At 59.8% G+C, this 14,879-nt stretch carries 18 protein-coding genes; 6 read left to right on the forward strand and 12 right to left on the reverse strand.

Translation table 11 applies throughout. The features are described from left to right. Positions 1-47: 47 nt before the first annotated feature. The 5 genes from pyrH to AC1DV9_RS18555 form a co-directional block, all read right to left on the reverse strand. Positions 48-770, reverse strand: a complete 723-nt coding sequence (gene pyrH, locus AC1DV9_RS18535; RefSeq protein WP_112388174.1) for a UMP kinase — start codon at positions 768-770, stop codon at positions 48-50. Positions 771-865: 95 nt separating this feature from the next. Continuing rightward, on the reverse strand, positions 866-1,792 hold the full coding sequence (gene tsf, locus AC1DV9_RS18540; RefSeq protein ID WP_112388106.1) for a translation elongation factor Ts: 927 nt from the start codon (positions 1,790-1,792) through the stop codon (positions 866-868). 239 nt (positions 1,793-2,031) lie between these two features. Then, the gene (gene rpsB, locus AC1DV9_RS18545; RefSeq protein WP_112388105.1) at positions 2,032-2,799 is read right to left on the reverse strand and encodes a 30S ribosomal protein S2; all 768 of its coding nucleotides are present in this window, start codon (positions 2,797-2,799) and stop codon (positions 2,032-2,034) included. Between the two features lie 209 nt (positions 2,800-3,008). Beyond that, on the reverse strand, positions 3,009-3,716 hold the full coding sequence (locus AC1DV9_RS18550; protein WP_477942655.1) for a pentapeptide repeat-containing protein: 708 nt from the start codon (positions 3,714-3,716) through the stop codon (positions 3,009-3,011). Positions 3,717-3,764: 48 nt separating this feature from the next. Continuing rightward, on the reverse strand, positions 3,765-4,604 hold the full coding sequence (locus tag AC1DV9_RS18555; protein WP_310299102.1) for a cell envelope integrity EipB family protein: 840 nt from the start codon (positions 4,602-4,604) through the stop codon (positions 3,765-3,767). 136 nt (positions 4,605-4,740) lie between these two features. Here AC1DV9_RS18555 and AC1DV9_RS18560 point away from each other — a divergent pair, with 136 nt between their 5' ends. The 5 genes from AC1DV9_RS18560 (at position 4,741) to AC1DV9_RS18580 (ending at position 7,994) form a co-directional block, all read left to right on the forward strand. Beyond that, positions 4,741-5,208, forward strand: coding sequence for a RidA family protein (locus tag AC1DV9_RS18560; RefSeq protein WP_477949643.1), 468 nt, complete (start codon positions 4,741-4,743; stop codon positions 5,206-5,208). 1 nt (position 5,209) lies between these two features. Then, the gene (locus AC1DV9_RS18565; RefSeq protein ID WP_112539557.1) at positions 5,210-5,929 is read left to right on the forward strand and encodes a glycerophosphodiester phosphodiesterase; all 720 of its coding nucleotides are present in this window, start codon (positions 5,210-5,212) and stop codon (positions 5,927-5,929) included. A 78-nt stretch (positions 5,930-6,007) separates the two neighbouring features. Then, the gene (locus AC1DV9_RS18570; RefSeq protein WP_477949644.1) at positions 6,008-7,198 is read left to right on the forward strand and encodes a GNAT family N-acetyltransferase; all 1,191 of its coding nucleotides are present in this window, start codon (positions 6,008-6,010) and stop codon (positions 7,196-7,198) included. Positions 7,199-7,249: 51 nt separating this feature from the next. Then, a complete protein-coding gene (locus tag AC1DV9_RS18575; protein WP_477949645.1) occupies positions 7,250-7,678 on the forward strand; it encodes an HIT family protein in 429 nt (142 codons plus the stop codon). Positions 7,679-7,703: 25 nt separating this feature from the next. Then, the gene (locus AC1DV9_RS18580) at positions 7,704-7,994 is read left to right on the forward strand and encodes a Dabb family protein (RefSeq protein WP_477949646.1); all 291 of its coding nucleotides are present in this window, start codon (positions 7,704-7,706) and stop codon (positions 7,992-7,994) included. A 69-nt stretch (positions 7,995-8,063) separates the two neighbouring features. Here AC1DV9_RS18580 and clpA read toward each other — a convergent pair whose 3' ends face one another. The 7 genes from clpA to AC1DV9_RS18615 form a co-directional block, all read right to left on the reverse strand. Next, positions 8,064-10,559, reverse strand: coding sequence for an ATP-dependent Clp protease ATP-binding subunit ClpA (clpA, locus tag AC1DV9_RS18585; protein WP_112388098.1), 2,496 nt, complete (start codon positions 10,557-10,559; stop codon positions 8,064-8,066). A 10-nt stretch (positions 10,560-10,569) separates the two neighbouring features. Beyond that, on the reverse strand, positions 10,570-10,923 hold the full coding sequence (gene clpS / locus AC1DV9_RS18590) for an ATP-dependent Clp protease adapter ClpS (RefSeq protein ID WP_112388172.1): 354 nt from the start codon (positions 10,921-10,923) through the stop codon (positions 10,570-10,572). A 258-nt stretch (positions 10,924-11,181) separates the two neighbouring features. Beyond that, positions 11,182-11,553, reverse strand: a complete 372-nt coding sequence (locus AC1DV9_RS18595; protein ID WP_112388097.1) for a phasin family protein — start codon at positions 11,551-11,553, stop codon at positions 11,182-11,184. 230 nt (positions 11,554-11,783) lie between these two features. Further along, positions 11,784-12,230, reverse strand: coding sequence for a DUF3597 domain-containing protein (locus AC1DV9_RS18600; RefSeq protein WP_477949647.1), 447 nt, complete (start codon positions 12,228-12,230; stop codon positions 11,784-11,786). 149 nt (positions 12,231-12,379) lie between these two features. Then, a complete protein-coding gene (locus AC1DV9_RS18605) occupies positions 12,380-12,583 on the reverse strand; it encodes a DUF3126 family protein (protein WP_477949648.1) in 204 nt (67 codons plus the stop codon). A gap of 138 nt (positions 12,584-12,721) precedes the next feature. Next, entirely contained in the window at positions 12,722-13,555 is an 834-nt protein-coding gene (gene cysE, locus AC1DV9_RS18610) for a serine O-acetyltransferase (protein WP_477949649.1), read from the reverse strand. Positions 13,556-13,687: 132 nt separating this feature from the next. Further along, positions 13,688-14,467: an alpha/beta fold hydrolase gene (locus tag AC1DV9_RS18615; protein WP_477949650.1), complete on the reverse strand. Its 780-nt coding sequence runs from the start codon at positions 14,465-14,467 to the stop codon at positions 13,688-13,690. Positions 14,468-14,625: 158 nt separating this feature from the next. On the opposite strand from AC1DV9_RS18615, the gene AC1DV9_RS18620 reads away from it, so the two are divergent. Further along, positions 14,626-14,871, forward strand: coding sequence for a zinc-finger domain-containing protein (locus AC1DV9_RS18620; protein WP_477949651.1), 246 nt, complete (start codon positions 14,626-14,628; stop codon positions 14,869-14,871). The last annotated feature ends 8 nt before the right edge of the window (positions 14,872-14,879 follow it).

Consider the following 14,879-nt stretch of genomic DNA (forward strand, 5'->3'; position numbering starts at 1 on the left):
GCTCCCGTCTCAGTCGGAATCGCGCCGTGTTTGCGGCGCCGTCTTTGTCAGTTGTCGGATACGATGGTCTTGAGACCACCGCCCGTCAAGATTTCAGCGAAACCGCCCTTCTCGTGGATCGAGAAGACGATAATCGGAATGGAATTTTCGCGGGCGAGCGCTACGGCTGCCACGTCCATGACCGCAAGGCCCTTGTCGAGCACTTCCTTGTGGGTCAGGCGGTCAAAGCGCGTCGCATCGGGGACCTTCTTCGGATCAGCCGAATAGATGCCGTCAACCTGCGTGCCCTTGAAGATCGCTTCTGCGCCCATTTCGGCGGCGCGCAGTGCTGCAGCCGAATCGGTGGTGAAGAAGGGATTGCCAGTACCGCCGGCGAAAATCACCACGCGGCCAAGCGACAGGTGATAGAGCGTCGCGCGCTGGGAGAAGCTTTCACAGATCTCCGGCATGGCGATAGCCGACAGCACGACGGTGTCGATATTCAGCTTGCGTAGCGAGGTCGCCAGCGCCAACGCATTGATGACGGTTGCGAGCATCCCCATGTGGTCGCCGGTCACCCGGTCGCCGCCCTTGGAGGCTACGGCAACGCCGCGAAAAATATTGCCGCCGCCGACGACGACGCCGACTTCAACGCCCATATGGCGGGCTTCCGCGATATCGGAAGCAATGCGGTCCGCAACCGCTACGTCGATGCCAAAACCCTGGCTGCCCATGAGGGCTTCGCCGGAAGCCTTGAGTAGAACGCGTTTGTAGACAGGCTCTCGCGACATCTTGGCTCCTCGTTTATCACCGCTGACTGCCGGATACACGAAGGGCATCGCGTTGTCACGCGATGCCCTTGCGTTTTCACATGTAAGAGAGGCTATCAGCCCTTGGCGACAGCGGCGACTTCGGCAGCGAAGTCGCTCTCTTCCTTTTCGACGCCTTCACCGAGCAGGAGACGTGCCATGCCGACGACTTCGATCTTGGCGCCAGCTTCCTTTTCGGCAGCCTGGACAGCAGCACCGACCGTCAGGTCAGGGTTGATGACGAAAGCCTGCGAGAGAAGAGCAACTTCTTCGAAGAACTTGCGCATGCGGCCTTCGACCATCTTTTCGATGATCGCTTCCGGCTTGCCGGATTCGCGGGCCTGTTCGATGAAGACGTTGCGTTCACGCTCGGCGACAGCAGCATCGACTTCTTCAGAACGGATGGCGAGCGGGTTGGTCGCAGCGATGTGCATGGCAACCTGGCGGCCGATCGACGTCAGGACAGCCTTGTCGCCTTCCGACTTCAGCGCGACGAGAACGCCGAGCTTGCCGATGCCGTCGCCGGCAGCGTTGTGGATGTAGGTGGCAACAACGCCGTGCTCGACTTCGAGCTTGGCAGAGCGGCGCAGCGTCATGTTCTCGCCGATGGTGGCGATCGCGTCCTTGATGGTGTCGATAACCGGCTTGCCGGATGCTGGGTAGGTCGCCGCCGCGATGGCTTCAACCGTGCCGTCGGTCGCAAGCGCAACGCTGGCGATACCGCGAACGAGGTCCTGGAAGGCGTCGTTACGGGCAACGAAGTCGGTTTCCGAGTTGAGCTCGACGACAACGGCCTTGTGGCCAGCGCCGGCGATGGCGATCAGGCCTTCAGCAGCAGCGCGGCCAGCCTTCTTGTCAGCCTTGGAGATGCCCTTGGCGCGGAGCCAGTCGATCGATGCTTCGATGTCGCCGTTGTTTTCGAGCAGCGCCTTCTTGCAGTCCATCATGCCTGCGCCAGACTTTTCGCGCAGTTCCTTCACCAGTGCAGCCGTAATCTCGGTCATAAGCTTCCTCTTTGTCGGTTCAACGGTGGCCCGCGAAACGCGTGCGGCACCGGATTGAGGCACGAAATGTACCTGTATGTATGACAGCGTGATGAATGACGCGCCATAACGAAACATGTCAGGCAATGGCGGATGCCTTCGCCTGAAAAGGTCAAGGCCGCCGGAACTTCGCAAAGTCTCGCGCGGCCTTTTCCCAATTCAGTCAAGCAAAGCGGACCGTAAGATCCGCCGCTTGTTTATCAGGCCTGAGCCGTCTCATCGAGCGCCGGCTCGGCCGGAGCTTCGAAGGAAGCGCCGAGGTCACGGCCAGACGAGCTCTGCTGACGCGCAATGCCGTCGAGGGCAGCGCGAGCAATCAGGTCGCAGTAGAGAGCGATGGCGCGCGACGCGTCGTCGTTACCCGGGATCGGGTAGTCGATGAGGTCCGGATCGCAGTTCGAGTCGATGATGGCGACGACCGGGATGCCGAGGCGCTTGGCTTCGTCGATCGCGATCTTTTCCTTGTTGGTGTCGATGATGAACATCAGGTCCGGCGTGCCGCCCATGTCCTTGATACCACCGAGGGCTTTGTCGAGCTTTTCGCGCTCGCGCTCAAGGTTCAGACGTTCCTTCTTGGTGAAGCCGGAGGCATCGCTGGAAAGGATTTCGTCGAGCTTGCGCAGGCGCTGGATCGAGTTGGAGATCGTCTTCCAGTTGGTCATCATCCCGCCGAGCCAACGCGAGTTGACATAGTACTGAGCGGAACGCTTGGCCGAGTCAGCGATGAGCTCGGAAGCCTGACGCTTGGTGCCAACGAACAGAACGCGGCCGCCACGAGCAACCGTGTCGCTGACGATCTGCAGAGCGCGCGACAGCATCGGAACGGTCTGAGCCAGGTCGATGATGTGGATGTTGTTACGATCGCCGAAAATGTACGGCTTCATCTTCGGGTTCCAGCGGTGCGTCTGGTGGCCGAAGTGGACGCCTGCTTCGAGGAGCTGGCGCATAGAGAAATCGGGCAATGCCATGCCTTGTTATCCTTTTCCGGTTGAACCTCCGCAAGGCGAACAGCATCCTCTTCGAGAATGCCACCGGGCGGAACAATCCGGATTTCTCCCGGACAATCCCATGCCTTACGTGTGGAATGCGGGTGCCCTTACAGTCGATTCACCTCGATTGCAAGGGTTTCTCTGAAAAAACCGACGCCCGGAGATATGAGCGCCGGGCGTTACTGGCATCAGTTGGGCTCTGCGGGGCACGGCCAATCTGTGGGAGCCTTCAGCCCCGAGGGCAGCTTCGTCGTGGCGTCGCCGCATGCGAGATCGATCTGCGCCTGTTCCAGCCCGGTCGCTGTCGAAAGGTCGACGCCTTCGATGCGCGTCAGATACATGAAGGCGCGGTCGAAACTGACCTTTCCGCCAAGCGTCGCGCCAACCAGATTGGCGCGCGACAGGTTTGCCAGCGCGAACTTGGATTCGCTGAGCGTCGCCTTGGCGAAGTTGGTGCGGCCAAGCTCCGCCTTCTCGAAGCTGGCGCCTGACAACTGTGCACCGGTGAAATCGGCACGCTGCAACTCGGCCGCGGCAAAGGATGCCTTCTGCGCCGATGCGCTCTGGAACACCGATCGGTAGGCTTCTATCTTGTCGAATTTCGCGCCGTCGGCCTTGGCATTCTCGAGCCAGGCGCGGATCAGGGTCGCCTTTTCGAAATTGGCTGATGTCAGGTTGGCACCCTTGAGGCTCGTTTGCGACAGGTCGGCATCGGCCAGGTTGGCGCCTTCGAAGTCGCTCGATTCGAGCATAAGGTTCTTCTTGTTGCAATTGCTCCAATCAACGCCGGACGCTGGCGTCTCGCCGCAATCGGCAGCAAATGCCGGCATGGCTGCGCAGAAGGCTGCGAGCGCAATGACCGAAGAAGCAAGCATTTTCACTGGCATGCAGGTCATGCCATCCTCCCCCGGAAAAAGACCTGCCGCGTCGAAGCGGCTATTCAGCTACTTACAGGTCTCGGGCTTCTTGTCGAGCATTTCCAGCTTCGCGAGCTTGCCGGTCAGGACGAAATCACCGTAGTCCATGGTGAGATCGCGGGTAATGCCGTTCTCGTAGAGCTTGAACGACATCCGGTAGACAGGCAAGGCGTCCGTCTTGCTGTTCTCGTTGAAGTAGGAAATCGTCACCGGCCAGAACGCCTGCTTGGCGAAGGCGCCGGCATTGCCTGCATCGGCTTCGTCGCCCGCCTTGGGGCTAATCTGCTTGCCGACGACGGTCGTGGTCGCCAGCGCCTTGTCGCCATCATCGGATCCGTCGAAGACGCGGGCCTCAAAGAAGCGTTTGCCGGACTTGGCGTTCTCGATCACGTCGAGCATGTGTTCCGTAGGGAAGCGGCTTTCCGCCAGCTGCAATTCTTTCGTCTGCGGGCTCGTCAGGTCGACGGTCACGCCATTCGGCTTGTCGCTTGCCGCGCCGTTGACTTCCTTGTCCAACTGGTCGTCGGTGAAAGACTTGGTCTCGAAGGTGAATTTGCGGTCCTTGATGTTCTCGAAGGTCTTGGTCTGCTGGTCGCTGACCCGGGTGTTTTCACCCGTATCGATCTGCGTCACGAAACGGAAATTCGTGGTGAAGCCTTCGCAGTAGCTGCCGTTGAATTCATAGACCATTCGGCCGGACATGCCGGCGATGCCTGAACGTTCGGATGCGTCCTTGAGTTCGAGATCGTAGATCGCGCGATGCGCCACGAGGCCCGACGCGATCGCAGCGCCCGCCGCGGGCGCGGCGGCTAGGGCCGGTGCGGAAACGCTTGCGAGAAGCAGAGCGGCAAGACTCGATCGGAACATCCATTATCTCCTGTTGGACTCGGCCGCGATGTTATAAGAACGCTTTCGGCCAAATCGAGGCTGGAAGCTGTCATACGCAACATTCTAGTCTTGATGCATAATTTTTGAAGCATTGACAATGAAAGTGGAGGCGAAAATGTCCGACCAGATTGCCGCAAAACTCAAGGAAATGGGGATAACCCTGCCGCAAGCCGCTGCTCCGGCTGCCAATTATGTTCCCTATGTGATCAGCGGCAGCCTTCTCTACATTTCCGGCCAGCTCCCCATGGAAGGCGGCAAAGTCGCCGTCACCGGCCATCTCGGCAAGAATGTCGACGTTGCCGCGGGTCAGCGCGCCGCTGAGCTTTGCGCTATCAACATCCTGGCGCAGGCCAGTGCCGCACTCGGCGGCGACCTCGGCCGTATCAAGCGCGTCATCAAGCTCAACGGCTTCGTCGCTTCCGCACCTGAATTCGTCGAGCAGCACCTCGTCATCAACGGCGCATCCAACCTGATCGCCAATGTTCTGGGTGACGCCGGCAAGCATGCGCGCGCTGCCGTCGGCATGGCGGCGCTGCCGTTCAACGCCGCCGTTGAAATCGATGCCATCATGGAAATCGCATAACATGACCTCCGCCGCCTGGATCAAGGAACTGCCAGTCGCTCACCGCGGCTATCACGATACCAACAAGCTCGTCTGGGAAAACACGCTGACGGCGTTTTCGCGCGCCGTCGAGGCGGGTTTCGCCATCGAATGCGATCTGCATTACGCCTCCGACGGCGTTCCGATCGTTTTCCACGACGAGAATCTCGAGCGCCTCTGCAACATGCCGGGCGATATCCGCGAGCGGACCTCCAAGGAGCTCGGTCTGCTTTCCGTCGGCGGTACCGCCGACAAGATCCCGACACTGAAGCAGCTGCTCGATCTCGTACAGGGCAAGGTTCCGCTGGTGCTCGAGCTCAAAGGCCGTGAAGCAGATGACGAGGGCTTTGCCGAGACCGTGCTCGAGGTGCTGGAAGGCTACCAGGGCAAGGTTGCGCTGATGAGCTTCGACCACTGGCTGCTGCGCGACCTGAAGGAGCTGAAGGCGCCCTACCCCGTCGGCCTGACGGCTGGCGGTAACAAGCCGGAGGAATTCGAGGTTCACGAGAAGGCGATGGCGCTCGGCCTCGATTTCATCTCCTATTTCTTCGCCGATCTGCCGAATCCGTTCATCTCCGGCCAGCGCGACAAGGGTATCCCTGTGATCACCTGGACCGTGCGCGACGAGAAGGCCCGCAAGCATACATTCGAAAATGCAGATCAAATGACTTTTGAAGGCTTTGATCCCCGCGCTTCGGTTTGATGCTCGCTTTTTGGACAAGATCATGCGCAGACTGGAAGGGAGCCACTTTCCTCCCCCAACGGCCTCGTCTTTTGCTCCATGACTGATGAACTATCGATCCGCGTCGAACGGTCCTTTACCGCGATTTCCCCGGAGAGCTGGTCACGGCTTTCCGGGACGTCTAAAACGGCAAACACCGTCCCGTACAATCCGTTCCTGTCTCACGCCTTTCTCTCCTCGCTCGAAGAATCGGGCTCTGCAACGGCAGAGACCGGATGGCTCGGCCATCACCTGCTTCTGGAGACAGACAAGGGAGAACTGATCGGCGCCCTGCCCGGCTATCTCAAGAACCATAGCCAGGGAGAATATGTCTTCGACCATGGCTGGGCGGATGCTTTCGAGCGTGCCGGCGGGCGCTATTATCCGAAGCTGCAATGCTCGATCCCGTTCACACCGGCAACCGGCCCGCGGCTGCTCGTTGCCGAGGGTTTTGAGCGGCGTCAGGTTCAGAGCGTGATTGCCGAGAGCCTGAAGGAAGTCGTGCGTCAGCTCGGCGTCTCCTCTGCGCATGTCACCTTCGTGCCCGAGGATGAGATCTCGGTCTTCGAGACCGACGGCTATCTCCATCGCACCGACCAGCAGTTCCACTTCATCAATGAAGGCTATGCCGATCACGACGCCTTCCTGGAAACGCTGGCGTCACGCAAGCGCAAGGCACTGAAGAAGGAGCGCCGCGCAGCACTGGAAAACGGCATCAGCATCGACTGGCTGACCGGCAGCGACCTGACCGAACGGATCTGGGACCAGTTCTTTTCCTTCTATATGGATACCGGCAGCCGCAAGTGGGGCCGGCCCTATCTGACCCGTGAATTCTATTCGCTGATCGGCCAGCGGATGCCGGACGATATCCTGCTTGTCATGGCCAAGCGCGAGGGGCGCTATGTGGCGGGCGCTATCAACTTCATCGGCGGCGACACACTCTACGGCCGCCACTGGGGCTGCATCGAGGATCACCCCTATCTGCATTTCGAGGTCTGCTATCATCAGGCGATCGATTTCGCCCTCGCCAAGGGCCTGAAGCGCGTCGAGGCCGGAGCGCAGGGCGAGCACAAGCTCGCCAGAGGTTACCTGCCGGTGACAACGCATTCCGCCCACTATGTCGCCCATGCCGGTCTGCGCCGTGCGATCGCCGATTATCTCAAGCGCGAACGTGAGGATGTCGAGCACATGAACGAGATCCTCACCGACCACAGCCCGTTCCGCAAGGGAGAGCGGCAGCAGGAGGATTGACGCACTCGCCGTCACCGCGCTACCCGATTGCAAACACGAGGAGATTTCACCATGACCAGCGCCGCCTATGACGACAACAACATCTTCGCCAAGATCCTGCGCGGCGAAATCCCTTCGCACCGGGTCTATGAAGACGATCATACGGTTGCCTTCATGGATGTGATGCCGCAGGCGCCGGGCCATGTTCTCGTCGTTCCCAAGGCGCCGTCGCGCAATATTCTCGACGCCGATCCGGCAGCGCTGTCGCATTCGATCACCGTCGTCCAGAAGATCGCCAATGCGGTGCAGGAAGCCTTCGATGCCGATGGCGTCTTCGTCTGCCAGTTCAACGAACCGGCCGCCGGACAGACCGTCTTTCACCTGCACTTCCACGTCATCCCGCGCCATGACGGCGTGGCGCTGAAGCCGCATTCCGGCACGATGGAAGACGGCGCGGTGCTCGCCGCCAACGCCGAGAAGATCAGGGCCGAACTCGCCTGAGCTGCAGCAGAACCTGGAGATAAAGATGATCCGTCATACGGTGGCATTCCGCCTGAAGCATCCAGCCGGCTCGGCAGAGGAAAAGGCTTTCCTCACCGAAGCACTGACGCTTGCGGCCATTCCGAGCGTGCGCAATTTCGAGCAGCTGCGGCAGACCAGCGGCAAGAACGCCTTCACCTTCGGCTTCTCGATGGAATTCGAGAACCAGGCGGGCTACGACGCCTATAATGTCCACCCGGCGCATACCGCCTTCGTGCGCGACCGCTGGGTTCCGGAGGTCGAGGACTTTCTGGAGATCGACTACACGCCGCTCTGAAACACGCACCGGCAGGCGCAAAAAAGGCCGCATCACTGCGGCCTTTTTCAATTCACCAGACGGTGACGATCAGCTCTTGCGCGGAACCTTGGGAACCGTGCTGCTCTTCTTCGGCGCCGCCTTCACTTCCGGCTCGGCTTGGGCCTTGGCCTTCTTGACCGTTGCCTTCTTCGGCTTGGTCTTCAGCTCGCCATCATCCTCGCCATCGGCGTCGGGATGGATGACCTCAGCCTCGGGCTTCGGCTTGATCGGTGCCAGTTCCGAAACGGAATTGAGCACGATACCCGGCTTGCCGTCTTCCTTCGGACCGACGGTAACGGAAACCACGCCACCCTTCTTCAGCTTGCCGAAGAGGATTTCGTTCGCGAGCGGCTTCTTGATGACGTCCTGGATGACGCGAGCCAGCGGGCGGGCGCCCATCTTCTCGTCGTAACCCCGTTCCGCCAGCCAGGCGATCGCATCCTCATGCAGGTCGAAGGTCACGTTGCGTTCGGAAAGCTGCGCTTCCAGCTGCATGATGAACTTCTGGACGACCTTGTGGATCACAGCCGTCGGCAGCGATGCGAACGGAATGATCGCATCCAGACGGTTGCGGAACTCCGGCGTGAAGAGGCGGTTCAGCGCTTCCTCGTCTTCGCCCGACCGCTTGGACGAGCCGAAGCCGAAGGCAGCCTTGGCCATCTCCGATGCGCCCGCATTGGTCGTCATGATCAGGATGACGTTGCGGAAGTCGATCTTCTTGCCGTTGTGGTCGGTCAGCGTACCGTGGTCCATGACCTGCAACAGGATGTTGTAGATGTCTGGATGCGCCTTCTCGATTTCGTCGAGAAGAACCACGCAATGCGGATGCTGATCGACACCGTCGGTCAGAAGACCGCCCTGGTCGAAGCCGACATAGCCGGGAGGTGCACCGAGCAGACGCGAAACCGTGTGCCGCTCCATGTATTCGGACATGTCGAAGCGCAGCATCTCGACGCCGAGCGACGAGGCAAGCTGCTTGGCGACCTCGGTCTTGCCGACGCCTGTCGGGCCGGAGAAGACGTAGGAGCCGATCGGCTTGTTTGGTTCGCGCAGGCCGGCACGCGCCAGCTTGATCGCAGTCGACAAAGCTTCGATTGCTGTATCCTGGCCATAGACCACCGAGCGCAGTTCCTGCTCAAGATTGGCAAGAACGGCTTCGTCATCCTTCGACACGGTCTTCGGCGGGATGCGAGCCATCGTCGCGATCGTCGCTTCGATCTCCTTTTCGGTGATCAGCTTGCGGCGGCGCGAGGGCGGCAACAGCATCTGGGCTGCACCCGTCTCGTCGATGACGTCGATCGCCTTGTCCGGCAGCTTGCGGTCCGAAATGTAACGGGCCGACAGCTCGACAGCCGACTTGATGGCGTCGTTCGAATAACGCAGGTGGTGATATTCTTCGAAATAAGGCTTCAGGCCCTTCATGATTTCGATCGCATCATCGATCGACGGCTCATTGACGTCGATCTTCTGGAAGCGGCGAACCAGAGCCCGGTCCTTTTCGAAGAACTGGCGATATTCCTTGTAGGTGGTCGAGCCGATGCAACGGATCGCACCGGAAGACAGAGCAGGCTTCAGCAAGTTCGACGCATCCATGGCGCCGCCCGACGTGGCGCCCGCACCGATGACGGTGTGGATTTCGTCGATGAACAGCACGGCGCCCGGATATTCCTCGAGCTCTTTGACGACCTGCTTCAGACGCTCTTCGAAGTCGCCGCGATAGCGGGTGCCGGCCAGCAGCGTGCCCATATCGAGCGAGAAAATCGTCGCGTCGGCGAGGGCTTCCGGCACCTTGCCTTCGACGATGCGCTTGGCGAGACCTTCGGCGATCGCCGTCTTGCCGACGCCTGGATCACCCACATAAAGCGGGTTGTTCTTCGAACGGCGGCACAGAACCTGGATCGTGCGGCTGACTTCGGCATGACGGCCGATCAGCGGATCGATCTTGCCGGTCTTGGCCTTCTCGTTGAGATTGACGCAATAGGCCTTCAGGGCATCCTGCTGCTTCTTGCCTGCGGTATCGTCCTCTGCGCCGCCGCGCGATGCGCTCGGCTTGCTCTCGGATTCATCCTCGGCACCGCGCGGGGTGCGGCTTTCCGACGAGCCCGGCCGCTTGCCGATGCCGTGCGAGATGTAGTTGACCGCGTCGTAGCGGGTCATCTCCTGCTCCTGCAGGAAATAGGCGGCGTGGCTTTCGCGTTCGGCAAAGATCGCGACGAGGACGTTTGCCCCCGTCACTTCTTCGCGGCCCGACGACTGGACATGGATCACGGCACGCTGGATGACGCGCTGGAAGCCGGATGTCGGCTTGGAGTCCTCGTCATAGCCGGTGACCAGATTGGAGAGTTCATTGTCGATATACTCGATCAGTGTCTTGCGGAGCGCGTCGAGATCGACGTTGCAGGCACCCATGACCGCGGCCGCATCGGAGTCGTCGACAAGGGCGAGCAGCAGATGCTCGAGCGTCGCATATTCGTGATGCCGCTCGTTGGCAAAGGTCAGTGCCTGATGGAGCGCCTTTTCTAAGCTAGGCGAAAATGTTGGCACGTTGTGATCCTCACTTCTTTTCCATGACGCATTGCAGCGGATGCTGATGCTGCCGGGCAAAGTCCATCACCTGGCTCACCTTCGTTTCCGCTACCTCGTATGTGAATATCCCGCACTCGCCGACGCCGTGGTTATGGACATGGAGCATGATGCGGGTGGCACTTTCGCGATCTTTCTGGAAAAACCGCTCCAGGATGTGGATGACGAATTCCATGGGAGTGTAGTCGTCATTCAGGATGAGCACGCGGTAGAGATTAGGCTTCTTGGTCTTCGGCTTCGTACGTGTAATGACCGAGGTTCCGCGATTTCCGTTGTCCCCGTTCCTTTCGCCATCGTTTTGCATCCGGATCGGCTTTGCGATCATTTTCATTCATTCCTCGATCAGTCCGATGGTGCATGGGAGGATGCTTTACCCACCGAATATCTGAAACACTAACTTAGTTCATAATGCTGCGATTTTAAGCCCCTTGTTCCCGACTGCAATCACAATTCCGCAGGACTTGACGCAAACGCCAAAAAAGTCCCGGACTATTTCTTGAACAGAGCAGAAAACAAAAAAGACCGGCCGCAAGTGCGTAGCCGGTCTTCGTTTTTCAAGGGGTGCGCCACAGGGCGCATGGAATCAGGCAGCGGCGGGCGTCGCCTGTGCGGCAGCTTTCGCGGCCTTCACGACCGGGGCCGGAACCTGCGCCTCGTAGGATTTGTAGGCGCCCTTGGCGAGGTCGGAATACATGTCGCCCATCTTGGTGGCTTCGGCGACGAAGCTTTCATAGGACGATTTCACGAAACTGCTCTGCAGGTCGAAGGCAGCCTCGATGCTGCGAACGCCCGACAGCGCTTCGAAATGCCTGACCGTGTCTTCAAACGATTTCTTGGAATATTCGACGGCTTCGGTGGCAATTGCCTGGAAGCCCTTGGCGCTATCCGAATAGCTCTTGAGCATCGTGTCCATGGCTTCCTTGCTCTTGCGGCTCGTATCGTCAAAGTTGAACATGCGCATCCTCCTCTTCGGCTCTGCAGCAAAAATGGTAGCCGCAAACCATCAGGAGTCAAGAGATTTTGTGCGATGCAAAACGACTCATGCGTGCATTCACGATGCCGCCTATTGTCCGAAAAAAGATGAACGTACGTCGATCGTTGATTTTGCAGACATATATCAGTCAGGCGCAACCAGAGGCTTCGCCGGTAGCCAGCGAAGCCTCGCAATACATTGCGTTTACCGGCTCAGTCGAGCAGATCGGCGGGCACCTTGCCGCCATTCTCGGAGAGCTTCTTCATCAGCGCCTTGTGCAGGAACATGTTCATCTTGGCGGAGTCGCCCGTGTCGCCGGAATAGCCAAGCTCGGCGGCCAGTTCCTTGCGCTCGGCAAGGCTTGCATCCATGCCGACGGCCTTCATGAGATCGACGATCGAGCGGCGCCAGTCGAGTTTCTGGCCGCTTTTCTTCACCGCAGCATCGAGGATCGGGACGATATCGACGGCAGCCGCGGCCGCCTTTGGCGCAGCGGAAGCCGCGGGTGCGGGTGCCGCGGCGGCAGACGCAGCTGCGGGCGCTGCTGATGGCGGGGCTGGAGTTGCGGCCGGTTCAGCCTTTGGCGCGGCTGCCGCCGTAACGGGAGCCGCTTTCGCCTCCCCGAAAATCGCGTGCTTGATCTTGTCGAAAATTCCCATGTCCCAGGCCTCCATGATGATTGATCGCATTCGCAATCACTAAAATGGAGCAGAGAGCGGCGCGATCCAGCGTTGAGGACCGATTGCGTGCCATAAAACGCAAACGGGCCGCAAAAGCGGCCCGTCACGCAATGTCAATCGGCGCCGGATCAGAGATCGACGTCGAGGATCGCCATCGAGAAGTTATAGGAGCGGTCACCGTCCTCGTCGTCGACATAGACGACACCCAGGAACTCCTCGCCGAGGTAAACTTCAGCCGAGTCGTTCTTGCGCGGGCGCGCCTTCACGACGATCTCCGGGTTGAGCGTTTTCTTGAAGTAGGCGTCGAGCTTCTTGAGTTCTTCGGGCTTCACACTTGATCTCCTAGCGGTCTCTGGTGGCCGCTTCTTGCACACGAAAAGTGGCGCTGTAAAGGTTGAGACAAGCCAACGTGCCCGGCTTTCCCCTTGCGATTTTCGCCAGCTTTTTCAGCCTCTGCGAATATGACCGGCTCAGATATCCGCGCCAATCACCTGGTCCATGACCCGCGACGGCTCCGAACACCCTGCGGTCCCAACGACCTTCGCCGGCACGCCTGCGACAGTCGTCTTCGGCGGAACGGCCTTCAAGACAACAGAGCCTGCAGCAACGCGCGAGCAGTAGCCGATCTCGATATTGCCGAGGATCTTCGCCCCGGCTCCGATCAGCACGCCGCTGCCGATTTTCGGATGGCGGTCTGCGCCTTCCTTGCCGGTACCGCCGAGCGTCACGCCATGCAGGATCGAAACATTGTCGCCGATCACGGCCGTCTCGCCAACGACGAGACCGGTTGCGTGATCAAGAAAGATGCCTCTGCCGATCCGCGCCGCCGGATTGATATCCGTCTGGAAGACGCTGGACGAACGGCTCTGCAGATAGAGCGCCAGATCGCGGCGTCCACGGTTCAGCAGCCAATGGGCCAGACGATGCGTCTGCAGGGCATGGTAGCCCTTGAAATAGAGCACGGCTTCCATGAAGCGGAGGCATGCGGGATCGCGGTCATAGATCGCCTGGATATCGACGCGCAGGATGTCGCTCCATTCCGGCCAGTCCGACAGCATTTCATCGAAGGCCTGGCGCAGCAGCGTTGCCTGCATGTCCGGGTGGTCGAGGCGTTCACAGATACGGTGGATGACGCATTCTTCCAGCGAGCGGTGATTGATCACCGTCGAATAAAGGAAAGCCGCCAGTACCGGATCCTTCTCGGCAGCAATGCGCGCTTCTTCGCGCAGGCTGTCCCAGATCGGATCCATCACCTTGAGCGGGCTTGCAGCTTCAAGAGGACGAATGTCTGTCGTCGCGACCATTACCGGTCTCCTCATTTCCCGTGGGAACGTCAGTGTATAGAGCAAAACGGCTGTAACATAAATGGGTCGGGCCGCCAGCGCTTTCTAGAATGATTTTTCCGTGAATATCCGCTCAACAGCGGCATGTCACCGTCAGGCGACTTTCTCGTAAAACTCCAGAACCGCTTTCTTGAAAACCCTGTCGCCGACGGCCAGCATGTGGTCGCGGCCCGGGATATCGAGCGCTTCGGCATTCGGCATCAGGGCGGCAAGTTCCTGAGGCGAACCCGCAATGTCGTCCTTTGTTCCGACGCCAATCAGCGTCGGCGCTTCGATCTTTGCCATGTCGGCGCGGGCGACGAGATCGCGGGATCCGCGAATGCACATGGCCAGCGCCTCACGATCGCTTTTGGTCTGCTCTGCAAAGGCGCGGAACATCCGGCCGCGGTCGTGGGTCACGGTCTCGAGCGACGGCGCCAGCAGCGCGTCCGCGATCGGGTCCCAGTCGCCGACACCATCGGTCATGCCGATGCCGAGGCCGCCAAGCACCAGCGAGCGGACGCGGTACGGATTTGCGAGCGCCGCAAAGACCGAAATGCGGGCACCCATCGAATAGCCCATGACGTTTGCTTCGGGGATGCCGAGATGATCGAGAAGCGCCATCGCGTCCGCCGCCATGATCCACGGGCGGTAGGCTTCGGCGTCATGCGGCTTGTCGCTGGCGCCGTGGCCGCGGTTGTCCATGGCGATCACGCGGTAACCGGCATCGCCCAGCGTTTTCAGCCAGCCCGGATGCACCCAGTTGACGCTCGCCGTCGAGGCAAAGCCGTGAATGAGCAGGACCGGCGGGCCATTCGGGTCGCCTTCGTCGAAATAGGCGAGTTTCAGGCCATCATGCGTGAAGCTGGAGAATGCAGGCGTATTCAAATTCATAAAGGCAGGCCCCTGTTTGCGCCGGACCATATTTTATCGCTGCCGCGAGGTGAACCCCGGCGGGCAAAAAACCATGCGGCTTGCGGCGCTTTGGCTCTACACATTTGCGGCGAAGGACGGTAATGTCCGGCCAAATTTCAAAGCATTCGGAGACAGACATGGCCGGCCACAGCATTCCTCACTTCCAGAACGACGGCGGACACCGCGTGATCGAAGTCGGCGTGAAGGAATTCATGTGCACCGGCGCATCCGTGCCGTTCGACCATCCCCATATCTTCATCGACATGGGCGACGACAACGAAAAGGTCTGTTCCTATTGCTCGACGCTGTTTCGTTTCAATGGCGCGCTGAAGGCCAACCAGACGAACCCGGCCGGCTGCGTCTTCCATGTGAAGGTCGCCTGATCATTCTC

The sequence above is a fragment of the Rhizobium sp. 01L410 genome, from assembly GCF_056400165.1.

Bases quoted from the DNA above. Each gene is read 5' to 3' on its own strand.
- pyrH (WP_112388174.1), bottom strand. From the start codon at position 770: ATGTCGCGAGAGCCTGTCTACAAACGCGTTCTACTCAAGGCTTCCGGC.
- tsf (WP_112388106.1), bottom strand. From the start codon at position 1,792: ATGACCGAGATTACGGCTGCACTGGTGAAGGAACTGCGCGAAAAGTCT.
- rpsB (WP_112388105.1), bottom strand. From the start codon at position 2,799: ATGGCATTGCCCGATTTCTCTATGCGCCAGCTCCTCGAAGCAGGCGTC.
- AC1DV9_RS18550 (WP_477942655.1), bottom strand. From the start codon at position 3,716: ATGACCTGCATGCCAGTGAAAATGCTTGCTTCTTCGGTCATTGCGCTC.
- AC1DV9_RS18555 (WP_310299102.1), bottom strand. From the start codon at position 4,604: ATGTTCCGATCGAGTCTTGCCGCTCTGCTTCTCGCAAGCGTTTCCGCA.
- AC1DV9_RS18560 (WP_477949643.1), top strand. From the start codon at position 4,741: ATGTCCGACCAGATTGCCGCAAAACTCAAGGAAATGGGGATAACCCTG.
- AC1DV9_RS18565 (WP_112539557.1), top strand. From the start codon at position 5,210: ATGACCTCCGCCGCCTGGATCAAGGAACTGCCAGTCGCTCACCGCGGC.
- AC1DV9_RS18570 (WP_477949644.1), top strand. From the start codon at position 6,008: ATGACTGATGAACTATCGATCCGCGTCGAACGGTCCTTTACCGCGATT.
- AC1DV9_RS18575 (WP_477949645.1), top strand. From the start codon at position 7,250: ATGACCAGCGCCGCCTATGACGACAACAACATCTTCGCCAAGATCCTG.
- AC1DV9_RS18580 (WP_477949646.1), top strand. From the start codon at position 7,704: ATGATCCGTCATACGGTGGCATTCCGCCTGAAGCATCCAGCCGGCTCG.
- clpS (WP_112388172.1), bottom strand. From the start codon at position 10,923: ATGATCGCAAAGCCGATCCGGATGCAAAACGATGGCGAAAGGAACGGG.
- AC1DV9_RS18595 (WP_112388097.1), bottom strand. From the start codon at position 11,553: ATGTTCAACTTTGACGATACGAGCCGCAAGAGCAAGGAAGCCATGGAC.
- AC1DV9_RS18600 (WP_477949647.1), bottom strand. From the start codon at position 12,230: ATGGGAATTTTCGACAAGATCAAGCACGCGATTTTCGGGGAGGCGAAA.
- cysE (WP_477949649.1), bottom strand. From the start codon at position 13,555: ATGGTCGCGACGACAGACATTCGTCCTCTTGAAGCTGCAAGCCCGCTC.
- AC1DV9_RS18615 (WP_477949650.1), bottom strand. From the start codon at position 14,467: ATGAATTTGAATACGCCTGCATTCTCCAGCTTCACGCATGATGGCCTG.
- AC1DV9_RS18620 (WP_477949651.1), top strand. From the start codon at position 14,626: ATGGCCGGCCACAGCATTCCTCACTTCCAGAACGACGGCGGACACCGC.